This is a genomic window from Rhizobium sp. FG113, from assembly GCF_057809895.1.
Genome location: NZ_JBMDKV010000001.1, coordinates 1174989 through 1195299 on the forward strand (window position 1 = coordinate 1174989; position 20311 = coordinate 1195299).

Annotated in this window: 19 protein-coding genes; 4 read left to right on the plus strand and 15 right to left on the minus strand. The window is 58.9% G+C overall.

Annotated elements, in window-relative coordinates:
• Positions 1-47: 47 nt before the first annotated feature.
• From ACODTZ_RS05180 to ACODTZ_RS05190, 3 genes are read left to right on the plus strand one after another with little or no spacing between them, the layout of a single operon-like run.
• Positions 48-2075: a glycosyltransferase gene (locus tag ACODTZ_RS05180; RefSeq protein WP_489024232.1), complete on the plus strand. Its 2028-nt coding sequence runs from the start codon at positions 48-50 to the stop codon at positions 2073-2075.
• 7 nt (positions 2076-2082) lie between these two features.
• Complete coding sequence (locus ACODTZ_RS05185) at positions 2083-3717, plus strand: P-loop NTPase family protein (protein WP_489024234.1); 1635 nt, start codon at positions 2083-2085, stop codon at positions 3715-3717.
• A 46-nt stretch (positions 3718-3763) separates the two neighbouring features.
• The gene (locus ACODTZ_RS05190) at positions 3764-4780 is read left to right on the plus strand and encodes a glycosyltransferase family 2 protein (RefSeq protein WP_489024236.1); all 1017 of its coding nucleotides are present in this window, start codon (positions 3764-3766) and stop codon (positions 4778-4780) included.
• A 25-nt stretch (positions 4781-4805) separates the two neighbouring features.
• On the opposite strand, the gene ACODTZ_RS05195 is transcribed toward ACODTZ_RS05190, so the two are convergent.
• Positions 4806-6218, minus strand: coding sequence for a lipopolysaccharide biosynthesis protein (locus ACODTZ_RS05195; protein WP_489024238.1), 1413 nt, complete (start codon positions 6216-6218; stop codon positions 4806-4808).
• A 595-nt stretch (positions 6219-6813) separates the two neighbouring features.
• Between ACODTZ_RS05195 and ACODTZ_RS05200 the strand changes: the two genes are divergently transcribed.
• The gene (locus tag ACODTZ_RS05200) at positions 6814-7884 is read left to right on the plus strand and encodes an ROK family protein (protein ID WP_489024240.1); all 1071 of its coding nucleotides are present in this window, start codon (positions 6814-6816) and stop codon (positions 7882-7884) included.
• On the opposite strand, the gene ACODTZ_RS05205 is transcribed toward ACODTZ_RS05200, so the two are convergent.
• From ACODTZ_RS05205 to ACODTZ_RS05270, 14 genes are all read right to left on the minus strand, one after another.
• Positions 7857-8864, minus strand: coding sequence for an SIS domain-containing protein (locus tag ACODTZ_RS05205; RefSeq protein WP_489024241.1), 1008 nt, complete (start codon positions 8862-8864; stop codon positions 7857-7859). The two genes, ACODTZ_RS05200 and ACODTZ_RS05205, sit on opposite strands and share 28 nt — an antisense overlap.
• Before the next feature lie 65 nt (positions 8865-8929).
• The gene (locus tag ACODTZ_RS05210; protein WP_489024243.1) at positions 8930-9823 is read right to left on the minus strand and encodes an ABC transporter substrate-binding protein; all 894 of its coding nucleotides are present in this window, start codon (positions 9821-9823) and stop codon (positions 8930-8932) included.
• 69 nt (positions 9824-9892) lie between these two features.
• Entirely contained in the window at positions 9893-10678 is a 786-nt protein-coding gene (locus ACODTZ_RS05215; protein ID WP_047515116.1) for an amino acid ABC transporter ATP-binding protein, read from the minus strand.
• Positions 10675-11541, minus strand: a complete 867-nt coding sequence (locus tag ACODTZ_RS05220; RefSeq protein WP_489024245.1) for an amino acid ABC transporter permease — start codon at positions 11539-11541, stop codon at positions 10675-10677. Before ACODTZ_RS05220 ends, ACODTZ_RS05215 begins: the two co-directional genes overlap by 4 nt.
• Positions 11538-12488 (minus strand): BadF/BadG/BcrA/BcrD ATPase family protein, encoded by a 951-nt coding sequence (locus tag ACODTZ_RS05225; RefSeq protein ID WP_489024247.1) that lies wholly within the window; start codon positions 12486-12488, stop codon positions 11538-11540. The genes ACODTZ_RS05220 and ACODTZ_RS05225 overlap by 4 nt, the downstream gene beginning before the upstream one ends.
• A 219-nt stretch (positions 12489-12707) precedes the next feature.
• Positions 12708-13607 (minus strand): TolB family protein, encoded by a 900-nt coding sequence (locus tag ACODTZ_RS05230; protein WP_489024249.1) that lies wholly within the window; start codon positions 13605-13607, stop codon positions 12708-12710.
• 5 nt (positions 13608-13612) lie between these two features.
• Positions 13613-14386, minus strand: coding sequence for a sugar phosphate isomerase/epimerase family protein (locus tag ACODTZ_RS05235; RefSeq protein WP_489024251.1), 774 nt, complete (start codon positions 14384-14386; stop codon positions 13613-13615).
• A gap of 4 nt (positions 14387-14390) precedes the next feature.
• Positions 14391-15149 carry a sugar phosphate isomerase/epimerase family protein gene (locus ACODTZ_RS05240; RefSeq protein ID WP_489024252.1) on the minus strand — a complete coding sequence of 253 codons (759 nt, stop codon included), beginning with the start codon at positions 15147-15149 and terminating at the stop codon, positions 14391-14393.
• A gap of 14 nt (positions 15150-15163) precedes the next feature.
• Positions 15164-15988, minus strand: coding sequence for a 3-keto-disaccharide hydrolase (locus ACODTZ_RS05245; protein WP_489024254.1), 825 nt, complete (start codon positions 15986-15988; stop codon positions 15164-15166).
• Positions 15989-15998: 10 nt separating this feature from the next.
• Complete coding sequence (locus ACODTZ_RS05250) at positions 15999-16817, minus strand: aldo/keto reductase (protein WP_489024256.1); 819 nt, start codon at positions 16815-16817, stop codon at positions 15999-16001.
• Positions 16818-16878: 61 nt separating this feature from the next.
• Entirely contained in the window at positions 16879-17355 is a 477-nt protein-coding gene (locus ACODTZ_RS05255; RefSeq protein WP_047515139.1) for a VOC family protein, read from the minus strand.
• Between the two features lie 24 nt (positions 17356-17379).
• Positions 17380-17856 carry a VOC family protein gene (locus ACODTZ_RS05260; protein ID WP_489024258.1) on the minus strand — a complete coding sequence of 159 codons (477 nt, stop codon included), beginning with the start codon at positions 17854-17856 and terminating at the stop codon, positions 17380-17382.
• Positions 17857-17916: 60 nt separating this feature from the next.
• Complete coding sequence (locus ACODTZ_RS05265) at positions 17917-19167, minus strand: ABC transporter substrate-binding protein (protein ID WP_489024260.1); 1251 nt, start codon at positions 19165-19167, stop codon at positions 17917-17919.
• Between the two features lie 29 nt (positions 19168-19196).
• Positions 19197-20309: an ATP-binding cassette domain-containing protein gene (locus tag ACODTZ_RS05270; protein WP_047515146.1), complete on the minus strand. Its 1113-nt coding sequence runs from the start codon at positions 20307-20309 to the stop codon at positions 19197-19199.
• Positions 20310-20311: the final 2 nt, after the last annotated feature.

Sequence of the window (20311 nt, forward strand, 5' to 3'; positions counted from 1 at the left end):
AGCAGTCGAACAGGTGTCGGACAGGCATTGGTCTTGAGGGATAAATTATGACGACACCATCGCATTTCACTATCAATGGTCGTTTCCTCACACAAAACACGACAGGTGTGCAGCGTTACGCCGCCAATGTGGTCAAAGCTGTGGATGCCGCTCTTGGGGAAGCCGGCGCCTCAGCTTCGATCGCCACTCCGGCCAACGCGCCAGAGCCGAATCTGGAACATACGACGTGGATACGGCGCGGCGCGGTATCAGGGCACGCCTGGGAACAGGCTATCCTTCCACTCATTTCCGAAGGTCGACTGCTTAACCTCTGCAATACGGCTCCCGTTGCCAGAGACGACCAGATTGTCTGCATTCACGACGCCAATATCTTCTCCAGTCCCGAGAGTTATACTTTGCTCTTCCGGACCCTTTATCACACGTTACATCCCCAATTGGTGAGACGTTCGGCACGTATCGCGACCGTGTCTCATGCGGCGGCTCGGCAACTCGCCCGCCATCTTCCCATCCGCGCGCAGGACATCGCGATCCTGCCGAACGGCCATGAACATGCCCTTAGCTGGAACCCGGCTCTGGCGAAGGCGGCTCCGAGTTTTCTCAACGATATCGCGGGTCATGGCGAAAGACCTTTTGTCTTAGCGATCGGCTCGCGCGCCAGACATAAAAATCTCGGCCTGCTTGTCGCCATTGCGGAGCAACTCGACGAGTTGGGCATCGATCTGGTGTTTGCCGGCGGAGGCGGCGACATCTTTGCGGCTGGCGAGCTGGACGAGAGAAGAAACGTCTACCGAATCGGACGCGTATCCGACGACGATCTTGCCTATCTGCTCGACCGTGCGCTTTGCCTGGCGTTTCCATCCCTGACGGAGGGCTTCGGGCTCCCAATCGTGGAGGCGATGGCGCGTGGCTGTCCGGTCATTTCAGCGAACTGCGCGAGCATGCCGGAGGTCTGCGGAGATGCCGCCTTGCTCGCATCGCCGTTCGATGGCGAGGCCTGGGTGCGCCATATCAAAGCCTTGCAGGCATCCGACGGGCTGGCGTCCGAGCTCGTGGACCGCGGCCGCGAACAGGTGAAGATGTTCTCCTGGGCTGAGACCGCCAAAGGCTACATGGAACTGCTCGAGCAACCCTCCAGTATTCTCCAAACATACGCCGCAAAAGACTTTTCCACCCGCAAAATTGCCGTTGCCTGCGCGACACGCGGCCGGCCGCATATCGTCAGCCAGACGATCAAGCATTTGCTGGCGACACAGACCCACAAACCCGATGCCGTCGTCGTTTCATGCGCGGACCTTGCGGATGCAGGTGAGCTCGCATCCCATCCAGACGTAACAGTCTTGGTTGGGCCGCCGGGCTCGTCGGCGCAACGAAATAAAGCATTGTCCCATCTAAAATCATCGGTCGATGTGATCGCGTTCTTCGACGACGACTTTGTCGCAGATGAAAATTGGCTGGCTGCGGCGGTGAAGGCTTTCAGCGATGAGAGCCACGTTGTCGGTTTCACCGGAGAAGTCATCGCAGATGGAATAAAAGGGCCGGGCATCCCCTTCGAGGAGGCGTTGATGACGGTAAGATCTTCAGCAAAGCCGCCGCTTTCATGGGTCGAACGGTATAGCCCTTACGGTTGCAATATGGCATTCCGAACCTCCGCCATCGGCGAGACTACGTTCGACGAGCGGCTGGTGCTCTATGGCTGGCTTGAGGACCGCGACTTCGGAGCGACGCTTGCCCGCAACGGCGGCCGACTGGTCAAATCATCCGAGGCCTACGGTGTGCACATGGGCGTGAAGGGCGGCCGCGTAAACGGCGAGCGCCTGGGTTACTCCCAGGTTATCAATCCCCTGTACATGCTGCGCAAAAGAACAATGACGGCGAGCCAGGTCGCAGGTCAGATATTTCGTAATATGGCCAGCAACTTTGGGCGGGCCGCACAGCCGGAACCCTTCATCGACAGACGCGGGCGGATAAGGGGAAATCTGATGGGTATCGCGGACGTCTTGCGCGGTCGCCTTCGGCCCGAACGCGCCGCGGAACTCTCGATAGCAAGAAAGCTTGCACCGATCGATCGGAGTTAAGGCATAGATGATGTTCAATAAAATGACTCCGACTGAACGCACATCGCGGTTTTGGCATTTCGACGGCAGTGAAGAGATGAATGATGGCCCAGCGGCGCTGGTGCGTGAACTCGGCTCACTCGCCTGGGTTTATAGACACCGGCTCATCGCATGTACTGTCGCGGGCTTTATCCTGGCAGGCCTATACGCTCACTCCCTTCCTCGGACCTATGTTTCGACAGCGACGCTCCTGTTAGAACCGCGCCAGGCAGCCATTCCCGGTCAGGATGCCGGGCCGCAGCAGAACCTCGACCTTAACCGGGCAGACAGCGAGCTACAGATCATCAGTTCAGAACGGCTTCTTTCGGAGGTCTTCGGGAGACTTAATCTCGAAGACAACCCTGAATTGGGCCCACAACCACCATCGATGATCGGCTCCGTCATTGCCTGGGCAAAACAAACGACAGGATTGGCGGGACCATCAACCCCGGATGACGTAAACACAGCCTCCGAAGTCACGGCAACAGCCGAAGAAAATGCACGTCAAGCCGCTTTCGGGAAGTTCAGCAAGCATCTCGCCGTACGCCGTGTCGGCCAGTCCTACGTTATCGAAATACAGTACACGTCGGTTGATCCTTCCGTGCCCGCGCGTGTCGCAAATGCCGCGGTTTCCGGCTACATCATGCAGGCAGTTTCCTTTAAGGCCGAAACGGTGCGCGCCCGGAGCGAGGCCCTTCAGGGTCGATTGGAGGCGCTCGCGGCCCAAGTGACCGCGGCATCGGATGCGATGAAACGCGGCGAATTGCCCGCTATACCCACGCCGGATGCCGATGCCCGCGTTATCGGCGCGGCCTTGCCACCGCTGGCGCCATCTGGACCCCGTGTTACTCTGATCACAATTCTGGGCGGGATCCTGGGCTTTCTGGCAGGTTCAAGCTTGATAGCTTTGAATTTCGCGAGGGATAGGAAAGTGACAAGTGCGGAGGAATTGGCGCGCGAGACGGGTGTCCCGTGCCTTGGATCCTTCTTGGACACCGAAAAGGGGTATGCAGGGCCGTTTCGGGAGTTGTCGTCGGACTGCGCCGTATCAATCAGAGATCTCAGAACATCCATTGAAATCTCATGTTCAACGCTTCGCAACGAACGAAGCCTCGTGATAGCCTTCGTGGCGTGGGGTGAAGGCGAGCTAACCTCTTTCCTCAGTATGGGCCTCTCCCAGCTTATCAAGGCAGGTAGCCGTGATGTCACCCTCTTTCAATCCGCGGAGTGGTTCCATCGGCTAAATGAGAACGATGGTGCGCCGTCCCACTCGTTGGTTGACATCGCTTTGTCGGATCTGCAGCCCGGTCCATTCTCATTCCAGAACATTCGGGGCGTGGCTGTGCTGCCGATACATTCCACGAACGTCGACGCCAATTTGCTTGCGGATTTTCGCCATCCGCGGGTTTCCAAGGTCTTGACCGCGGCACGAGACAGGGGAGACGTCATACTTGATCTGCCACCGATTACGAATTCGAAGGACGCACTTGCGCTGGCGACCTACGCTGACGCGGTGATCTTTGTCGCCCACATCGGCAAGACGTCGATTGGCGAGGCCAACTCTGCAGTGCAGCAGCTACGACGCGCGCGCGCGAAGGTCATTGGCACGGTGCTTTGCGAGTAAAATTCCGAAGCCCGTAAATTATGAATCTGCAACGACACTCCGTCCCATGAAGACCGACAGAATGACAAAACTCGCTGTGATCATAACGTGCTGGAACTATGAACGGTTTGTCGCCAAGGCAATTCGAAGCGTCATGACGCAGCTGCGCGACGATTGCGAGCTTGTTGTTGTCGATGATGGCTCGACAGATGCATCCTGGGACGTGATCACCCGCGAGGGTGTAAATGCCTTCCGCATTGAAAATGGTGGTGCCAGATCGGCATGCTTGTTTGGTTTGGCTCAAACAAGCGCACCCTTCATTCTCTTTCTCGACGCGGATGACGAACTTGTGCCGGGCAGCATTGGAAAGATCGTCGCGAACCTCGATGAGGGCGTCGCCAAATTGCAATTCCCGCTAATCAGAATCAATCAGGACGGCGATGTGATAAGCGGCCCGACGCCGAAGCTCGAAGCTTTTCGCGATCGGCATCTTATCGACAGCGTCTTGCGCACGGGTGTCTATACGTCGCCGCCGACGTCGGGCAATGTTTTCCGGCGCGATCTCTGTGACCTTCTCACAGAAGTTGACTACGAGAATTGGGTGGATGGCGTCACGCTTTTCGCGGCGCCATTCTTCGGTGATGTCGTAAGCCTCGCGGAACCTTTAGGCCGTTATAGGGTCCACGGCAGAAACGATTCAGGACTCGGTCGACTTCCTGATCCCAGTTTGCTGCGCAAGGAAATAGACCGCTTTGTTCATCGCTTGGATCACTTGCGCCAGATCCTGAGCCGTTCCGAGTTCCAGCGTGAACTGGTAGAAGCGGACAACGCGTTTTTCTACCTCGAACGCTCGTTTCTCTTGGCAATATCCGAAGGACGGCGAGTTTCGATGCGTACGGTAGGCAAGCTCATCAATGTGCTGTGGCGAGGCCCATATCCGTTGAAATTCAAGACAGAAATCAGCTTCTTTATCTTGCTGACCGCCATGCTGCCCAACAAGCGTGCCCGTCGAAGCGTGGCCTATCGCTTCGACGTAGGAAAGCGGACAATCGGTGGCTTTCTGCGCGCTGTCTTAACGGCCTGACCGGCATGCCCTCGCAAGGAAGCGGTCATCGCATTTGCAATTTTTCCCCGAGTGCGACCAAGGTCAAGCCGTAGACCATCGCTCCCGTCGAGGCCACCAGCCCCATCTCCACAACATCATACCGCGTCATCATGCCCGTCAGCTGAGAACGAAGAAGCAGGACGCACACCGCCATGACCACCCCTGCAGTCAGTATTTTCCAGATGTTCTTTAGCTGCTCGATGATACCTAGCGACAGCAGACGGCTTGCGTAAATCAGATAAAAGACGAATAAAATCAGAGCAATAGTTAATCTGGAAATACTGACCCCATATGCGGAGCCGAGATAGAAACCGGTGGGAAGCAACGGTATCTTGAAGCATAGCTCTATTGCATTCAACTTGAATATGACAACCGGGCGATCAAGCGCCATGCTGGCGGAGTGGAGTGTCTGAAAATATGGGAAGGGGGCAACGGAGATGGCAAGAACGCTCAAAAGTGGCGCCGCACTCTTCCATTGAGGTCCCAGGAGAATATCGGCAACCAAATCCGCCGTTAGCGAAATGCCAAAGCAAACTGGAATCGAGATAAGCATCACGAAACGCGCTGCTTTGAGAAACGCCAATTTCGTTCGTTCCGGATCTTGAGCAACCTGCGAGAATGCGGCCATGACCGGCTGCATCGCCGGACCGATGATGCTTTGAGAGGGAATGACCGAAATGTCGTTCGCCACTGCATAGCGCCCGAGGGATGTCTTGTCGCCAAGGCCACCCAGCAGAAACCGATCCGATTGCCAATTGAAAGCCGCAAGGACCTGTGCGGCGCTAAACCAACGGATGAAGCCGACAAAATCCGCACGCTGCGAGAGCGAAAATCTGGGGCGATACGGGGCGAGTACATAGGAAAGCGCCGTTGAGATAACGGCGGCCGTGGAGAAATTGGAAACGATGGCCCAATAAGTCCCGCCCGCCATCACCACCAACGCGACAACAACGCAAGCACCGATTTTTCCGGACAACTCCAATATGAAGGCAGGACGAAATCGCAACGCCCTGGAGAAATGCACCATGGCGGGGCTGGTGAGACCCTTGGCGATCGGCCCAATGGCTAATACCGACACAAGATGAAGAAGCACCTTGTCGTTGTGTAGCAGCGAAAAGGGCCAGGCGACCGCAAAGACAACAACCGCCACAACAATGCTTCTCAAGCAGCCTAGAGTGAAACCGGTATCGAGATGGCTTTTGTCTATGGATCTCAGGCGGACGAGTGCTTGCGTGACAGGCACCTCCAGAATCATATCGACAACAACCACCAGCGACGTTGCCAGCGCCGCCACGCCAAAATCCGACGGCGCTAACAGACGCGCCAATACGAGAAGGGTGAAGAAATCGATTATCCGACCGACGAAGCGCGATAGTACGAGCCATCCAGCTCCTCTGATGGCCTTAAATGCAAGCATTCATACGCCCCGCGTCTTTCTTGATTAGTGCGCCGCCACTCACCGACCACAAGGTTCGTTAAAGTATTTCTATAGTCTTATTAAATTCTATTCTGGTTTCATGACGGATTGCAATTAGATTTTGTGCGACGCAGCAATGCGAATTGGAAGATCTTGCTGCCGTTCGCTTGCATCGACCAAGGGAGTGCACTACGGATGCTCTGAAGTGAATTCTCGGCGATGAGTAACGCAGGTGCAGGTGACCCATGAAGCGCTATGTCGCCCGGTCCTCAGCGAACACGCCGACCCATTATCCAATCACACGGGGCCGACTGGGGCGTGTTTGGCGGAGGCGAAGCCGTGACGCCCGGCTTTGCGCAGCACTTGCGTGCCCTCATCGCGAGGGCAGCCGCCAAGGCATTCATTTGTCAAGGAACATTCCCAATGGTAAAGCTCCTTAACTATTCAACAAGCAGGCTTCGATTTGTCTCAGTCATACGTCAAAGAGCCCCCTACCCTGACGGACAGCGCACGTGCTGTGCTGAGAGCAATTGCGACCGATGGTCCGGCTACTCGTCCGCAGTTGAGCGCGGCGTTGCAGTTCTCGAAGCCGACAATGTCTGCCGCCGTCAGCGAACTCGAAAAATACGGATTCCTCACGCCGGCAGGTGTCAACCGCGGGAATGTGGGGCGGACTTCGATTACCTATTCAATTGGCAACAAGGCGGGTCTGGTTATTGGCGTGGACTGCGGCACGACGCGGATCCACGCAATTGCAACCGGGATCGATGGTCTTCAGGTCGCAGAGGTCGAGACCACCTATGAGCCGTTGCCGGACAGCCAGCGGTTTGAACGTGTCGAAACCGTTCTTTCCGACATCCTGGCGAAATGCCCGGCGCAGCGGAGCGATCTCAGCTGTATTGTCATCGCGCTTCCGAACATGATTTCGCCGACACTCGCTCGGTTGCCGAACCGCCAGAGATTTCTGGATGTGATCGCGCGTCTCAGTGAAACGTACCAGGTGCCGATCCTTCTTGAGAACAACGTAAACTGCGCCGCGCTCGCAGAATACCATCAGGGTGCTGCGAGGGATCACTCGTTCGCGGTCTATATGCAGATCGGCGTAAACGTGGGCATGGGCATCGTGATCGACGGCAAGCTGTTTCGCGGTTTCAAGGGAGGCGCTGGCGAGATTGCGCATCTGCCATTCCCGTGGTCCGAAAGCGAGCAGCCCGCACCGCTCGGGGTCGAGTCCTATCTTGGCGCCAAGGCACTCTTGGAGCGCGCCGGCGAGACTTGGAAATCCACGGCCCAGGAAGCGCCAGGGGACACCAGCAAGCTATTTGCCATAGTGGAAAGCGAGCCGACGGCGAGCATGATCGTCGATCGGCATGCGCGCGACATCGGCAATCTGGCCGCAGCATGCGTCAGTGTCCTGGATCCGGAACTGATCGTTGTGGGCGGTGGCGTCGGGCAGAATACTCGTCTTCTGCCTGAGATTAGAAATACCGTCGAAAGGCTTTGCTGGCCGGTTGATATCGTCGTTGGCGAACTGTCGAACAAGGCCACGGTGGTCGGGGCGGTGCGCCTTGCCATGGACTTTGCCCTGGCAAGGCTGCTTGGAGAGAACGCCAAGGCGGCGTTCCTTTTCTCGCCGGATCAGGCGTCGCGCTTGGTGTCGGTCTGACGATAACGGAAATTGCAGACTGGAAGACCAGCCTCCTCCGACAGCGTCGCGATGAACAGCTGCGCCGGGAGCGCCTGAAGGACCGCGTTACCGATCTGGCTGCCGAAGTCTGGCACCGGGATTACGACGAGATTATCGGCGTCGGCGATATCGGCGCGCGTCGTGATCAGCACTGACGGAATACCGAACCCGGCGAGGTTCTGCGCCAGCTTCACCTCGCGCCCGTCGCCGAACAACAGCACGCCGGTCGAGCCGTCATTCGGCTCCATCGGACCGTGCAGGAAGTTGAGTGTGTCCCAATCCTGAGCAGCCACGCGAGCGGCCTCGCGAATAAGCAGTGCCGCGTAACCGGCGGTGCCATAAGCCGTACCGGCGCCAACGCAGTCGATCGACGTCTTGCCGGAAAGCATACGGGCGGCCTTGTCTGCCTGCGCGCGTGTCGCCTCCAGCACCGTCGCGGCCAATGCCGGAAGCTTGGCCCAGTCGGCGCCCGAAGGAGTGCCGGCCTTGTCGGCAAGGAGTGCTCCGGCAACGAGTGAGCCGAGATAGCTGGTTGTGTTCGGACCGCTATCGGTCCCGCTTTCGGTTGCGATCATGTGTTTCACAACGCGAGAAATTGGCGTGCCATCAGCCTTTGCGATCCCGTAGGTCGCCGCATCCGGCCGGATCTCCATCGCGCGGGCAGGCTCCTCGCTTCGCCCGGAGGCGGAAAACGCGATGTATGCACTGCCTGCATCTATGGAAGCGTCATACAGATCCGTGCCGGGCAGAGAGAAAGCGCGCAAGCCCTGGCTGCGCATCTGCGCGGAAACGACATTGGCCGCATAAAGGCTTGCTCCGATACCGACCAGCACGACGGGACCGCTTTGGATCGGTGCCACATCCAGGGTTTTCAAACGTTCGGAAACCGCGGCAATGCAGGTCTCAAGTGCGGTCGGCTGCAGCGCGATCGCCTCGCGGTAGGGTACTCTGTCGTTCATCATCGGATCCACTTCAAACAAAATGAGGCGGCCGGAGGTCTCCCCCGGCCGCCGGCGCACTCAAATCAATCGTCGAGTTTCATGTAGTCGGCGAAACGCGCCGCATCGTTGATCGTGACCTTGTCGAGCTTGTTTTCGCCCAGGCCCCACTTGTCGAAGATCTTGGCGTAGCTGCCATCGTCGATCATCGACTGCATCGTCGCGGCGAGGGCGTCGCGCAGTTCCGGGCTCTCCTTGGAGACGAGCATGGCCTGGTAACCGACGGCATACTGGGCGCCGGTCACAAGCTCCAGCTTCTTCGCACCTTCAGGCTGGTGCTGGAGGCTGTAGGCGGCAACACCGGTCGTATCCATGGAAACGTCGACGCGGCCGCTCTGCAGTGCGATCTTGATCTGGTCGTTCGACGGGAACTGCATGACCTCAAGCGGCTTGTCGCTCGGGCAAAGCGTCTTCTGCTTGTCGAGAAGCTGAAGCGGGATCGACCCCTGCACGGCGCCCGCCTTCAGGCCGCAGGTGTCCTTCATCTTGTGAACGCTCTTCGGGTTGCCTTCCAGTACGATAATGCTGGTACCTTCCAGCATATAGTTCACGACATCGACGATCTTTTCGCGTTCGGCGAAGTCGCCAAAGGCGGACATGCCCATATCGAAACGTCCAGCCTGAATGCCCGGAATGATGCTGGCGAACTGCGCGGGCATGTCGGTGAACTTCACGCCCAGGCGCGTGCCCATCTCGTCACGCAGTTCTTTCTCAAGCCCGGTGATCGTCTTGTTGTCTTCCGCGTAAAAATCATACGGAGGCGTCTGCGGCTCGGTGCCAACCTTGATCTCGCCGGCGGTCTTGATCTTCTCAGGGAGCATGTCGTGGAGCTTCTGATCCGGACCTGCGGCGGAGGCGGTTCCGGCGGCGAGCAACGACATCGCTGCAGTGGCGAGCAGGATGTTAAATGCGTTCTTCATTTGTCATTCCCCTTTTGTAAATTGCACGAGAAGGACGTGCGACCTTTTCAGATTCTCACCGCCGACTGGTCAGTGCATGCGCCTGAGAAATGCTCGGGTTCGTTCCTGTTGAGGATTGTCGATGACATCGCGCGCAGTCCCCTCTTCCACGACCACGCCCTGGTCCATGAAGACGACCCGGTCGGCGACGTCGCGCGCGAAGGACATCTCGTGAGTAACGACAATCATCGTCATGCCCTCGTCCGCGAGCTTGCGCATGACGCTCAGGACCTCGCCGACCAGTTCTGGATCGAGTGCCGATGTCGGCTCATCGAACAGCATGAGCTTCGGCTCCATGGCCAGCGCGCGCGCGATGGCGACACGTTGCTGCTGGCCGCCGGACAGCTGGTAAGGATAGGCGCCTTCCCGGCCCTCCAGGTCGACCATTTTCAGCAGCTGCTTGGCTCGCGCGACCGCCTGGTCACGTGATTTTCCGCGGTTCAGAATTGGTGCCTGGCTGATGTTGGTCAGGACATCCTGATGCGCGAACAGATTGAAACGCTGGAACACCATGCCGATATCGCGGCGCTGGACTGCCAATTCCTTTCCACTCATCTCGTGAAGCTCGTCGCCGCGCTCGTGATAGCCGATCAACTGGCCGTCGACGACAATACGACCGCTGGTCATGGTCTCCAGATGATTGATGCAGCGCAGGAATGTCGACTTGCCACTGCCCGAGGGACCGAGGAGACAGACCACCTCCCCCTTGCGGACGGTGAGATTGATACCCTTGAGGACATCAAGCGTCCCGAAGGACTTGTGGACGTCGATTGCCTCAACCACGACGGAGGCAGATTGCTTTGAACGATCACTCATCCGTTTCTTCCTTCCGCGCGCATGAGCCGGAGCGCAGCTTTCCAGACAGCGGGAGGCTGTTTCGCCGACCGGCCGAGGCGCTGTTCGATTGCGTATTGAATGCAGGAGGCGATCGTGGTCATCACGAGGTACCAGATGCTGGCAACGATCAGCAGTTCGATGATCAGGAAGTTTCGCGCGTAGATGTTCTGCGCCCTCGTCAACAGGTCCTGCGCTGCAACGACGGAGACGAGCGAAGTGGTCTTCAGCATCGAGATGGTCTGGTTGCCGATCGGCGGGATGATCACTCGCAGTGCCTGCGGAAAGATGATCCGAAGCATCGCCTGCGCTGGCGTATAACCCAGTGCCTTGGCCGCTTCACCCTGGCCGCCATCAACGGCCAACAATCCACCACGAATGATTTCGGCCATGTAGGCGGCTTCGTTCAGGCTCAGAGCAAGGAGAGCGGCAACGAACGCCGTGACGATGACGTTGGTGTCGATCTGGAAAATACCGATATCGATGCTGGGGATGAAGAGCTGGATGTTGAACCAGAAGATGATCTGCACGAGCAACGGCGTGCCCCGGAAGAACCAGATGTAGAGGCTGGAGAAGCCTGATAGAACTGGGTTCGAGGATAGCCGCATCGTTGCGAGAATTGCGCCCGCGACGATACTGATGACCATCGAGAGCACTGTGAAGAGGATCGTCAGGCGGATGCCATCCAGGATCGTCTCGTCGAAAATGTACTGCGGTATCGTCGACCAGCTGATGTGCCGGCTAGTCGCGACCATGTAGATCAGGAGTAGGACGACGGCGATCAGCACGACCGCTATGGCGCGCTGCCCCCAATTTTTCGCCGGAACGATCTTCTTGGCGTTCATGCCATTCTCCCTGGCTGATTGGCATCAGGACGCCCGGCCCTGTGCGGCATAGGGAGGGTCTGCGTCGCTCCCCCCTCGGAAAGAAGCCGGGCGAGCTTGATAGCCCCGACGACGGGAGGCTCACCAAGGAGCGTGACCGCCGCCCCCGGCACACGTCGGGTCAAGGCCGTCCTGAAGGCTTCGAGCAGCCGCTCCTGTCGGCTGATAACGCCACCCGCAGCAACGACCGCGTCCGCGGGCGCTCCCCGCGTTGCAAGCTGCTCGACGAGAAACGCAAGAGCATCGCCACCCTCGGCAATGACCTCGTCCGCAATGCGCGAACCCGAGGCGGCGGCATCGAAAACGAGCGGCGCGAGCGCACCAATCCGATCAGCGGAGCCGAGCCGAGACAGCGCGCGCCCGAACTCCACCGGGCTCTGCACTTCGAGTGTGTCGAGCAAAGCCTTGCCGAGATTGTCAATTGGAGATCCCGCATCGAGAGACGCGCGAACCTTCCTGGCGGCGTCGCGAACCAGACCGCTTGCGCTGCCCTCATCGCCCAGGAACCATCCCCATCCGCCAGCGGACATCATTTCCCGATGGCGGTTGCGGGTGACGGCGATCGATCCGGTACCCGCGATCACCGAGATACCCGTTGGCTTCGACGCCGCCGGCAACAGGAGCTCGGAATCGTTCAGGACCAGCACCAGGCCGGAAAATTGCTGGGAAAGAAGCGCCTGAAGACGAAGACAGTCTGCATCCGCGTCGCAGCCGCGCGCGCCAACCACGACCACGTCCGGCTGACCACCCTCGACTGCGAGCACCAGCTCAGCGAGGCTCCTGGCGTCTTCCAGCTCGCCCCGCTCACGCCACCTGGAGGTCTCCAGCACGTGTTCCGCCCTGGAGCCGTCTTGTCGTTCGACCAAGATGTGTGTCTTGGTCCCGCCCACGTCTACGCCCGCAATCATCTGTCACTCCAATTTCATTAGTTAACTTACCTAACTAATGAATGGATGCAAGCATCTTTTTAAAGCGAGCTGGGTTTTGTTTATATGTTTGCGTTTCGGGGCCAAGAATGAGCGTCGGAGTTCACAGGGCTTGGGTTGCTACAGGTATTCAACTAAACCCGTAGCAACCAGTCGCCCCGAAAACCGGCCTCAGCGACGCGACCGTCGCCGGCAATCCCCTTATTTGTCTCGGCGCGGATAGCGCACATAGGCAAAGGAAGCTGAATCTGGCGCCCAGGAGGCAACATTGATGCTGCCCTGGCCGCCATTGAAGCGATCGATGTCAACAATGCCGCTTCCATCCGGATTCATGATCCGGATTACGACGTCCTTGTCCGCGGGGTGCCCCAAGGTTCCGGAGGGAAATGCAATGTAGGAGACGAGCTTTCCATCCGGCGACAAGTGTGGGAACCAGTTGACGCGCTCGTCATGCGTTATCTGTTCCAACCCGGAGCCATCCGTCCGCATTCGAAACACCTGCGCGTGCCCAGGCGATTTGGCAGCGGCCTCCGAATTGAAGTAAATCCACTGTCCATCCGGGCTGTATTCGGGCCCATCCACGGGGCAAGCGCCGTCGGTCAGAACGACATCGGCTCCACCTGCCGCGGGAATTGTGCAGACGCGAGTGACGACCTTTCCACCCTCCATCTCCAGTCCGACATAGGCCAGCGTCTTTCCATCGGGCGAGATGCCGTGAAGATAGTAGCGAAAACCACGGCTGGGATCCTGCTCGTTGGAGACCCGCTCCGGCTTCCCACCCTCGATCGCAACGCGATACAGATGGCCGTCATTGGCGCTGATATACAGCCACTTGCCATCCGGCGAAATGACATGGTCGTTGTTGAGATCTTCGACGGGTGCGGTGTTGATCCGGATTGGACCATCTAGCCCGTCCGGAGAGATGCGAAAGAGCCGGCCGTCGCCATTATAGACAAGCCATTTCCCATCCGGCGTCCAGTTGGGCGCTTCAATAAGCTCCCCCGTTTCGTAGATGACTTCGATCCGCTTGCCATCGCGGGAAGCAACGACGAGCTGGCTGATCTGGCCGTCGTGAAGGCGGCGTGGTGATTTGGGACGCATGGCAGTTACCTTTGCTGATGAGAGGGCGCGGCGACGGCGTGTTTCATCCAGCCGTCGAGATAATTGATTGATCGAATAAGGAAATCCGGCACATCGGCCGCGTGGTCATGCTCCATGACCAGAAGATCGACGCGGGTGAAGGAAAGTGCCTGGCCGATCGCTATCCAGTCGAGCACACCGGAACCGATATAGGCGCCGCCTTTTTGAGCCGGGTCACCATCTGGGCCCGCGACATCGCGCATATGCAGGGCGGTGATGCGTGTTCCATGACGCTGAAGAACCATCGCAGGATCGAGCCCAGCTGACGCCAGCCACCCGAGATCGCACTCCCATTCGAGCTCCGGCGCGGCAGCCAGAAGCAGCTCGATCGGTGTCTCGCCGGTGTGCATCGGCACCAGTTCGGAGCCGCCATTATGCCAGCCGAGACGCAGGCCTTCTGCTGACAAATCCGCGGAAAGGTCGGCAAGCTCCCTCGCCAGCTCGAGGCAGGACGGCCTATCGGCAAGAATTTCCGCTGAGACGCCCGGTACAATCAGTCGAGCGACACCGAATTCCTCGACCAAATGCCTCCGAAAAGCGCGATCTTTCAAAAGATCGAGCGGCACATGTGCGCTCGGCATCGTCATCCCGCGCGAACGCAGAGCCGTGCCGAATCCGGGCGTATCATAGTTTCCGCTCCAGCCTTCGACCCTGAAAACGCCATGCCTCCCCAGAAGCTCGAGGATTGGGTCCAGGGGCTCGATGTCACGTGCAGTATAGAGCTGGAACGACAAATGCATCGCTTCAGCTCTCCAGGCGCTTGAGGAACGAAATCGACCGACGCGCGGTCTCGTACCAGTCATTGGGCTCATCGTGTTCGACCACGACGTGGTCCGCGCGGGTCTTGGCAAACAACGGCCAGAGCCTTGCCCAATCGATGATGCCATCGCCCATCGCCGCCCAGCCGCCTTCGACAACGGTCCCCGCCTTCATCGTGTCCTTGACCTGAATTGCGAAGATGCGATCGGCGTGACGGATCAGCGCCTCAACGGGATCCACGCCGGCGCGTGTGATCCAGGCAAAGTCCGCTTCAAAGCCCACATCGGCGCCGGCCGCGTCGAGGAGATGGTCGATCGGATAGGAACCATCCGGCAGGGGCAGATATTCGAAATCATGGTTGTGCCAGGCGAGCCGAAGGCCCTGCCCGCTTAGCTGTTGCGCAACCTTGCCCAGGCTTTCGCCGACCGCGCGCCATCCATCGGCATCACGGGGCCGATCTTCCGGCGCGAGCCATGGCGGGATCAGAAGGTCGGAGCCGAGCGTGTGTGCGATGTCGGCGAAGCGCTGCGGGTCGGCGACAAGGCCGTCATACGGCAGATGAAAGCCGAAGCACTTCAGACCGGCGTCATCGAGCTTGCGCCGAAACGCGGCAGGATCGGCCTCGTAGTTCGGAAGAAAGGGTTCGACGCCGTCATAGCCAAGGGATGCCAACTTTTCGAGCTGGGGTTCTAGCGGCGGAAAGTTGCGTGATGAATAAAGCTGAAATCCAATCTGATAAGTCAATTTTCTCTCCTGGTCTAAAGTCTGCGCAGCCGGATATTTCGCCATCTGCATGCTGCGGCCCTGCCCCAGCGCTCGTCGCCGATATTGGGATCGTTGTCATGCACCTCGAAGGCGATATGCCCGGATCGCCCGAGCAAGGCGCGCGTTCCTTCCGGATCGAAGGAGGCTGCCGGCATCTTCGAAACATCGATCTCGGCAATGCGCGTTCCATTGATGGCAGTCGAAATCACGGGGAGTTCGCCGCGCACTGTAATACGAAACTCGTTCCAGTCGTCCCATTTCCAGGCACGCATGAATGTCTCGCCAGATGCAGCGTATGTCAGAAGGGATCGCTTGAGGTCGGTGATCGGCTCGATGGTGGTCGTGGGGTCTTCGAGCTTCATTCCCGTGGCTTTGCCGGAAGCATCGCGTTCGACGTCGACCTGGAAATTGATCGCGTGGAAGCGGCCGATGCCATTTCCGTAAAAGCCGCCGATATTTCCTGATTTTCGATGATCAAGCAGGATCTGATAGCCTTGCGAGCCAATCGGCGTGGCGCGCACCATGATACCGGTATCTGCCGGCCAGTCGGGGCGCGCTTCGAAGGTCAACTCGAAGTCCTCGAATGTCTCGTCGCTGACAAGGTAGGCTCCGAGACCGGAGCCCGGCGGATCCTGCCGGCCAACGATGGCGCCGTCTTCGACCGTCCAACGCCCGGTATGGGCTGCGATGCGGCTCCTGTCCGGTTCCGGAATATCCGGCATCGGCTCTGTCGGCCATTGGGGAGCGACGGTGCGCGGAACGGCATGCCAGCCGGCAGTCGTACGGCCATCAAAGAGCGAGATTTCTGAGTATGTCATGACGATCCTGTCAGTCCCATATGGGCGCAATAGTTTCTGGGTCGATGATACGGTGACCGCGATCCAGCGCAGCGATCTCTTGCATCTCCTGCGGTTCGAGATGCAGATCGCCGGCTGCGAGATTTTCGGCCAGATGCTGCGGACTGCGGGACGAGGGTATGACGCTCACTCCGTCTTGAAGCGCCCATGCGATGGCCACCTGTGACGCGGTGGCGCCATGGCGTTCGGCAATGGACAGGATCGTCGGGTCGTTGCCCACCAGCCCGCCGGCCACCGGCATGTAGCCGGTCACGCCGATACCGCTTGCCGTGCAGAACGAACGAAGCGCTTTGTTTTGCAGGAATGGATGCACTTCGACCTGATTGTCGAAGATGATATCGGTTCCGAGGATTTCGATGGAGCGCTGCAGCAGCGCGATCGAGAAATTGGAAACACCGATCGCACGCGCCAGCCCCTGTTCCCGCGCTGACCGCAAAGCCTCGAGATAGGCGGGCATCGCCGATGCGTCGCGGTGCGGCCAGTGAACCAGGACGAGGTCCACGTAGTCGGTCGCCAACCGATCAAGACTTTCCTTGAGGCTATCGACAACACGCTCGGGCAGCAGGTTCTCGTAGGAAATCTTGGTCGTCAAATGCAATGTTGCGCGTGGCAAGCCGCTTTGCCGCACCGCTTCTCCAACATTGGCCTCGTTGCCGTAGCCTTGCGCGGTGTCGATACGGCGGTAACCCAATTCGAGCGCGGCCAGCATCGCCGGCAGCCCGATATCTCCGCTCTTGCCGAAGGTTCCGAGACCGATCTTCGGCATCCGCATTTGTGTTTCATGTGTCATATGTCAGATCCCTGGCTGGAACGCGGGGCATTGCAGCCCCGCATCCGCGTGAAGTTCTGGCTCACGCCATTTCGGCCTGCAGTCGGCGGATAGCCTTGTACTGGATGCAGTCCTCGTTCATCTCCATGAGCTCGATGCGGTTTCCATCCGGATCCTCCAGCCACGAGCCGCGGTTGCCGTCGAGACCATGGCCGATCTGCGGCTCGTCGACGGTCACCAATGCACCGTCCTTCCAAGCCACATACCGCCCGCCATTTGCCTTCACGCGGGCGAGCATCGGCTCGAGCTTGTCGACGGTAAAGCAAAGGTGGTGAACACCGTTCGCCGTGATACCGGGCGCCCGGTCGGTTTCGGCGCCGGGGAAAATTTCCAGGAAGGCATTGTCGGTAATGCGGATGTAGATCAGGAACAGGCTGCCATCGTCGTGATGCAGGCGAAGCATCTCTGGCAGTTCGAGAACCTTGTTGTAGAAGTTCATGGATGCATCCACGTCCTTCACCTTGATGGCGATATGACCGAGACCGGTGATGTGTTTCATGGCATTTGCCCTTCGGATGGTGTTTCAGGGGTGGGTTGGATGGCTATCGAACTCCAGGAGTTCGATCAGCGCTCCAAGCTGCTGGTGAGTGTCGAAGTAGGCATAGCGCCCTCCTCCGCCGTCGAATTCACCGCTCTGGAGGAGAGGATGGCCCTTTCCCTCCAGATAGGCGGCGTGGCTGTGCATGTCGCTCGTGCGAAATGCGATGTGGTGCAAGCCTGGCCCGCGCTGCTCGAGAATATCGCGCCAGGCACTTGGTTCTGGTCCCGGCTCGAGAAACTCGAGGTCGATGTTGCCGAACCGCATGAACTTGATCTTGCAGGATACCGACGCGTCCCTGCCTCGATACCTTGCCTTTGCGGCCTCGGGATCAGCCGCCTTCGCGCTCGTGATATCACTTCGCCCGATGAGGTCGCCGAACCACGCCGCGGTGCGCTCGGCATCATCGGTGACAAAGCATATCTGTATGATCGCGTCTTCTTCAGGAAACGCGTTGCCCATCTCAGGTTCCTTTGTTGATCGAGGCGATGCACCGACAATCCGGCGCATCGCCCTGAACGGTCAGAAGATTGAACTGTACTCGGCGCGCAGCTCCTCGATTGCCTGCTCCGATGTCATCGTGGGGTCGTTCCAGAAGTGATCGATCACCTGGCCCGTCGCCTGGTACCAATCGGCGTCGGCGGTATTGTTCGGGTTCGGGTGCTGTTTGGCAGGGTCAGCCAGCTGTTCGAGGACGACCTTGTTGCATTGATCCAGCTTGTCCGTGGGAGCATTCAGCACGACCGGTGTCGAGCCCTTGGCTGCGGCGAAATCGGCATTGACCTTCGGATCGACCTGGGTCTCCGCCATCACTTGCTGCGCCTTCGTGACAGCCTCATCCTTGGACTTGACGAAGCCCCACGCATCGACGGTTACCGCGACGCCCGTTGCACCGGGGATCATGATGCAGCCGAAGTCCTTGCCAGCAACCTTACCGGCATTGCGGAACTCGCCCTTGATCCAGTCACCGTGGATCTGCATCAATGCCTTGCCCGTGATCACCAGGTTCGTGGTGTCGTTCCATGGACGATTGGTAGCTGCCGGATCGGCATGTTGCTGGAATTGACGGACGAGATCGATCGTCTGCTTCAGACCCGGGTCGTCGAACACCGTTTCATCCGGCGTTTCCGCATAGAACTTGTCGTAGACGTCTCCATGGAATGCAGCCATCAGCGCGTGCAGGAGGTAGCGCTCCTGCCATTCCTGCGCACCAATCGCGAGCGGAATGAAGCCTGCCGCCTTCACCTTGTCGAAGTCCTTCCAGACGTCGTCCATCGATGTCCACTTGGTCGGATCGACACCGGCTTTCTGAGCGACCTCGAGATTGTAATAAAGCATGCCGTCGATCTGGACGCCGACCGGCACCTTGACCATCTTGCCGTCGACCGTGATCGCCGATTTGATGGCCGGCGGAAAATTGGCAGTGGCGCCGCTCCTGTTGAAGATATCGTCCAGGGGAACTCCCAGCCCCATGCCGGCAAGATCACGATAGAGGCCGGGGATGGAATCCATGAAGACATCCGGCGGCGTTCCGCCCGAGACCATGTTCACAACCGTGACATTTGCGCCCGTATCATGGGCGATGACGTTGAAGTCGGACCACTTGATGCCTTTAGGCTTCAAGGCATCGATGAGAACCTTGATCGCCGCGGTCTCGGATGGCGACGTCCAGGTGTAGTTCACCTTCAATTCCGTATCCGCGGCCAAAGCCGGCCAGGACAATGCTGTCGACAGCGCAAGCGCCGCGTAGATGCCAAATGCTTTAATCCTCATGACTTCTCCTCCTCCTCTTGTAAGCCTTGCTAGAGCCGGCGGCCGGTTTCTCGATTGAACAGATTGAGCACGCCGGCCGGAACGTGCACGGTGGGCCGGGCCGAACCGTTCAGGCGGTTCATGACGCCCGGATCCGACCGCACCGCGATGGTTTCCTTCTGCGAGAATGTCAGGAATGCCGTCGCTTCCGCGCCGGATCGCTCCACCATCTGCAAAGGCAGGTGCAACGCTGTATCCTTGTCGCGCGCCGGCACCTCGCCGGCTTCAACAGCAATCGATTCTGGACGGAAGCCCAGTGTGATCCGCGTGCCGTCCGCCGGAGCCTTGGTCCACTGATAAGACGACAGATCAAAGGTGGCCTGCGCATGGTCGGCCGTCGCGAGCGGACGCCCCTGATCGAGCTTGATCGTGCAGTCGAGAAAATTCATCGCCGGCGACCCGACGAAGCCCGCGACGAACACACTCTCGGGTCGGTCGTAGATTTCCGTCGGCGTACCAACCTGCTCGACCAGCCCCTTGTTCATGACGGCGATCCGCGTTGCCATGGTCATGGCCTCGACCTGGTCATGCGTCACGTAGACGATCGTATTCTTCAGCTCGTTGTGCAGCTTCTTGATTTCGATACGCATCTCGTTTCGCAGCTTCGCGTCGAGATTCGAGAGCGGTTCGTCAAACAGAAACAGGCCAACCTGACGGACAAGAGCCCGCCCGATCGCGACGCGTTGCCGCTGGCCACCGGACAGATGCGCCGGCTTGCGATCCAGCAGATGCTCCAGCTGGAGCATCTTCGCCGCCCAGGCGATACGCCGATCGATCTCCTCGGTGGCAAGACCACGAGCCGTCAGGGCAAATCGCATGTTCCCGCGCACTGTCTTGGTGGGATAGAGGGCGTAGGACTGAAACACCATCGCAAGACCGCGATCACGCGGATCCAGATCGGTCACGTCGCGACCATCGATCATGATCTGACCATCCTGCGGCTCGATAAGACCGGCGAGCAGGTTCAGCAGGGTGGTCTTGCCGCAACCGGACGGACCGAGAAGAACCAGGAACTCGCCGTCGCCGACATCGAGATTGAGGTTCTCGAGAATGACCAGCGCGCCGTAGGTCTTGAGGATATTGCGGAATTCAACAACGGACATGG

Bases quoted from the DNA above. Each gene is read 5' to 3' on its own strand.
- ACODTZ_RS05180 (WP_489024232.1), top strand. From the start codon at position 48: ATGACGACACCATCGCATTTCACTATCAATGGTCGTTTCCTCACACAA.
- ACODTZ_RS05185 (WP_489024234.1), top strand. From the start codon at position 2,083: ATGATGTTCAATAAAATGACTCCGACTGAACGCACATCGCGGTTTTGG.
- ACODTZ_RS05190 (WP_489024236.1), top strand. From the start codon at position 3,764: ATGAAGACCGACAGAATGACAAAACTCGCTGTGATCATAACGTGCTGG.
- ACODTZ_RS05195 (WP_489024238.1), bottom strand. From the start codon at position 6,218: ATGCTTGCATTTAAGGCCATCAGAGGAGCTGGATGGCTCGTACTATCG.
- ACODTZ_RS05200 (WP_489024240.1), top strand. From the start codon at position 6,814: ATGTCTGCCGCCGTCAGCGAACTCGAAAAATACGGATTCCTCACGCCG.
- ACODTZ_RS05205 (WP_489024241.1), bottom strand. From the start codon at position 8,864: ATGAACGACAGAGTACCCTACCGCGAGGCGATCGCGCTGCAGCCGACC.
- ACODTZ_RS05210 (WP_489024243.1), bottom strand. From the start codon at position 9,823: ATGAAGAACGCATTTAACATCCTGCTCGCCACTGCAGCGATGTCGTTG.
- ACODTZ_RS05215 (WP_047515116.1), bottom strand. From the start codon at position 10,678: ATGAGTGATCGTTCAAAGCAATCTGCCTCCGTCGTGGTTGAGGCAATC.
- ACODTZ_RS05220 (WP_489024245.1), bottom strand. From the start codon at position 11,541: ATGAACGCCAAGAAGATCGTTCCGGCGAAAAATTGGGGGCAGCGCGCC.
- ACODTZ_RS05225 (WP_489024247.1), bottom strand. From the start codon at position 12,488: ATGATTGCGGGCGTAGACGTGGGCGGGACCAAGACACACATCTTGGTC.
- ACODTZ_RS05230 (WP_489024249.1), bottom strand. From the start codon at position 13,607: ATGCGTCCCAAATCACCACGCCGCCTTCACGACGGCCAGATCAGCCAG.
- ACODTZ_RS05235 (WP_489024251.1), bottom strand. From the start codon at position 14,386: ATGCATTTGTCGTTCCAGCTCTATACTGCACGTGACATCGAGCCCCTG.
- ACODTZ_RS05245 (WP_489024254.1), bottom strand. From the start codon at position 15,988: ATGACATACTCAGAAATCTCGCTCTTTGATGGCCGTACGACTGCCGGC.
- ACODTZ_RS05250 (WP_489024256.1), bottom strand. From the start codon at position 16,817: ATGACACATGAAACACAAATGCGGATGCCGAAGATCGGTCTCGGAACC.
- ACODTZ_RS05255 (WP_047515139.1), bottom strand. From the start codon at position 17,355: ATGAAACACATCACCGGTCTCGGTCATATCGCCATCAAGGTGAAGGAC.
- ACODTZ_RS05260 (WP_489024258.1), bottom strand. From the start codon at position 17,856: ATGGGCAACGCGTTTCCTGAAGAAGACGCGATCATACAGATATGCTTT.
- ACODTZ_RS05265 (WP_489024260.1), bottom strand. From the start codon at position 19,167: ATGAGGATTAAAGCATTTGGCATCTACGCGGCGCTTGCGCTGTCGACA.
- ACODTZ_RS05270 (WP_047515146.1), bottom strand. From the start codon at position 20,309: ATGTCCGTTGTTGAATTCCGCAATATCCTCAAGACCTACGGCGCGCTG.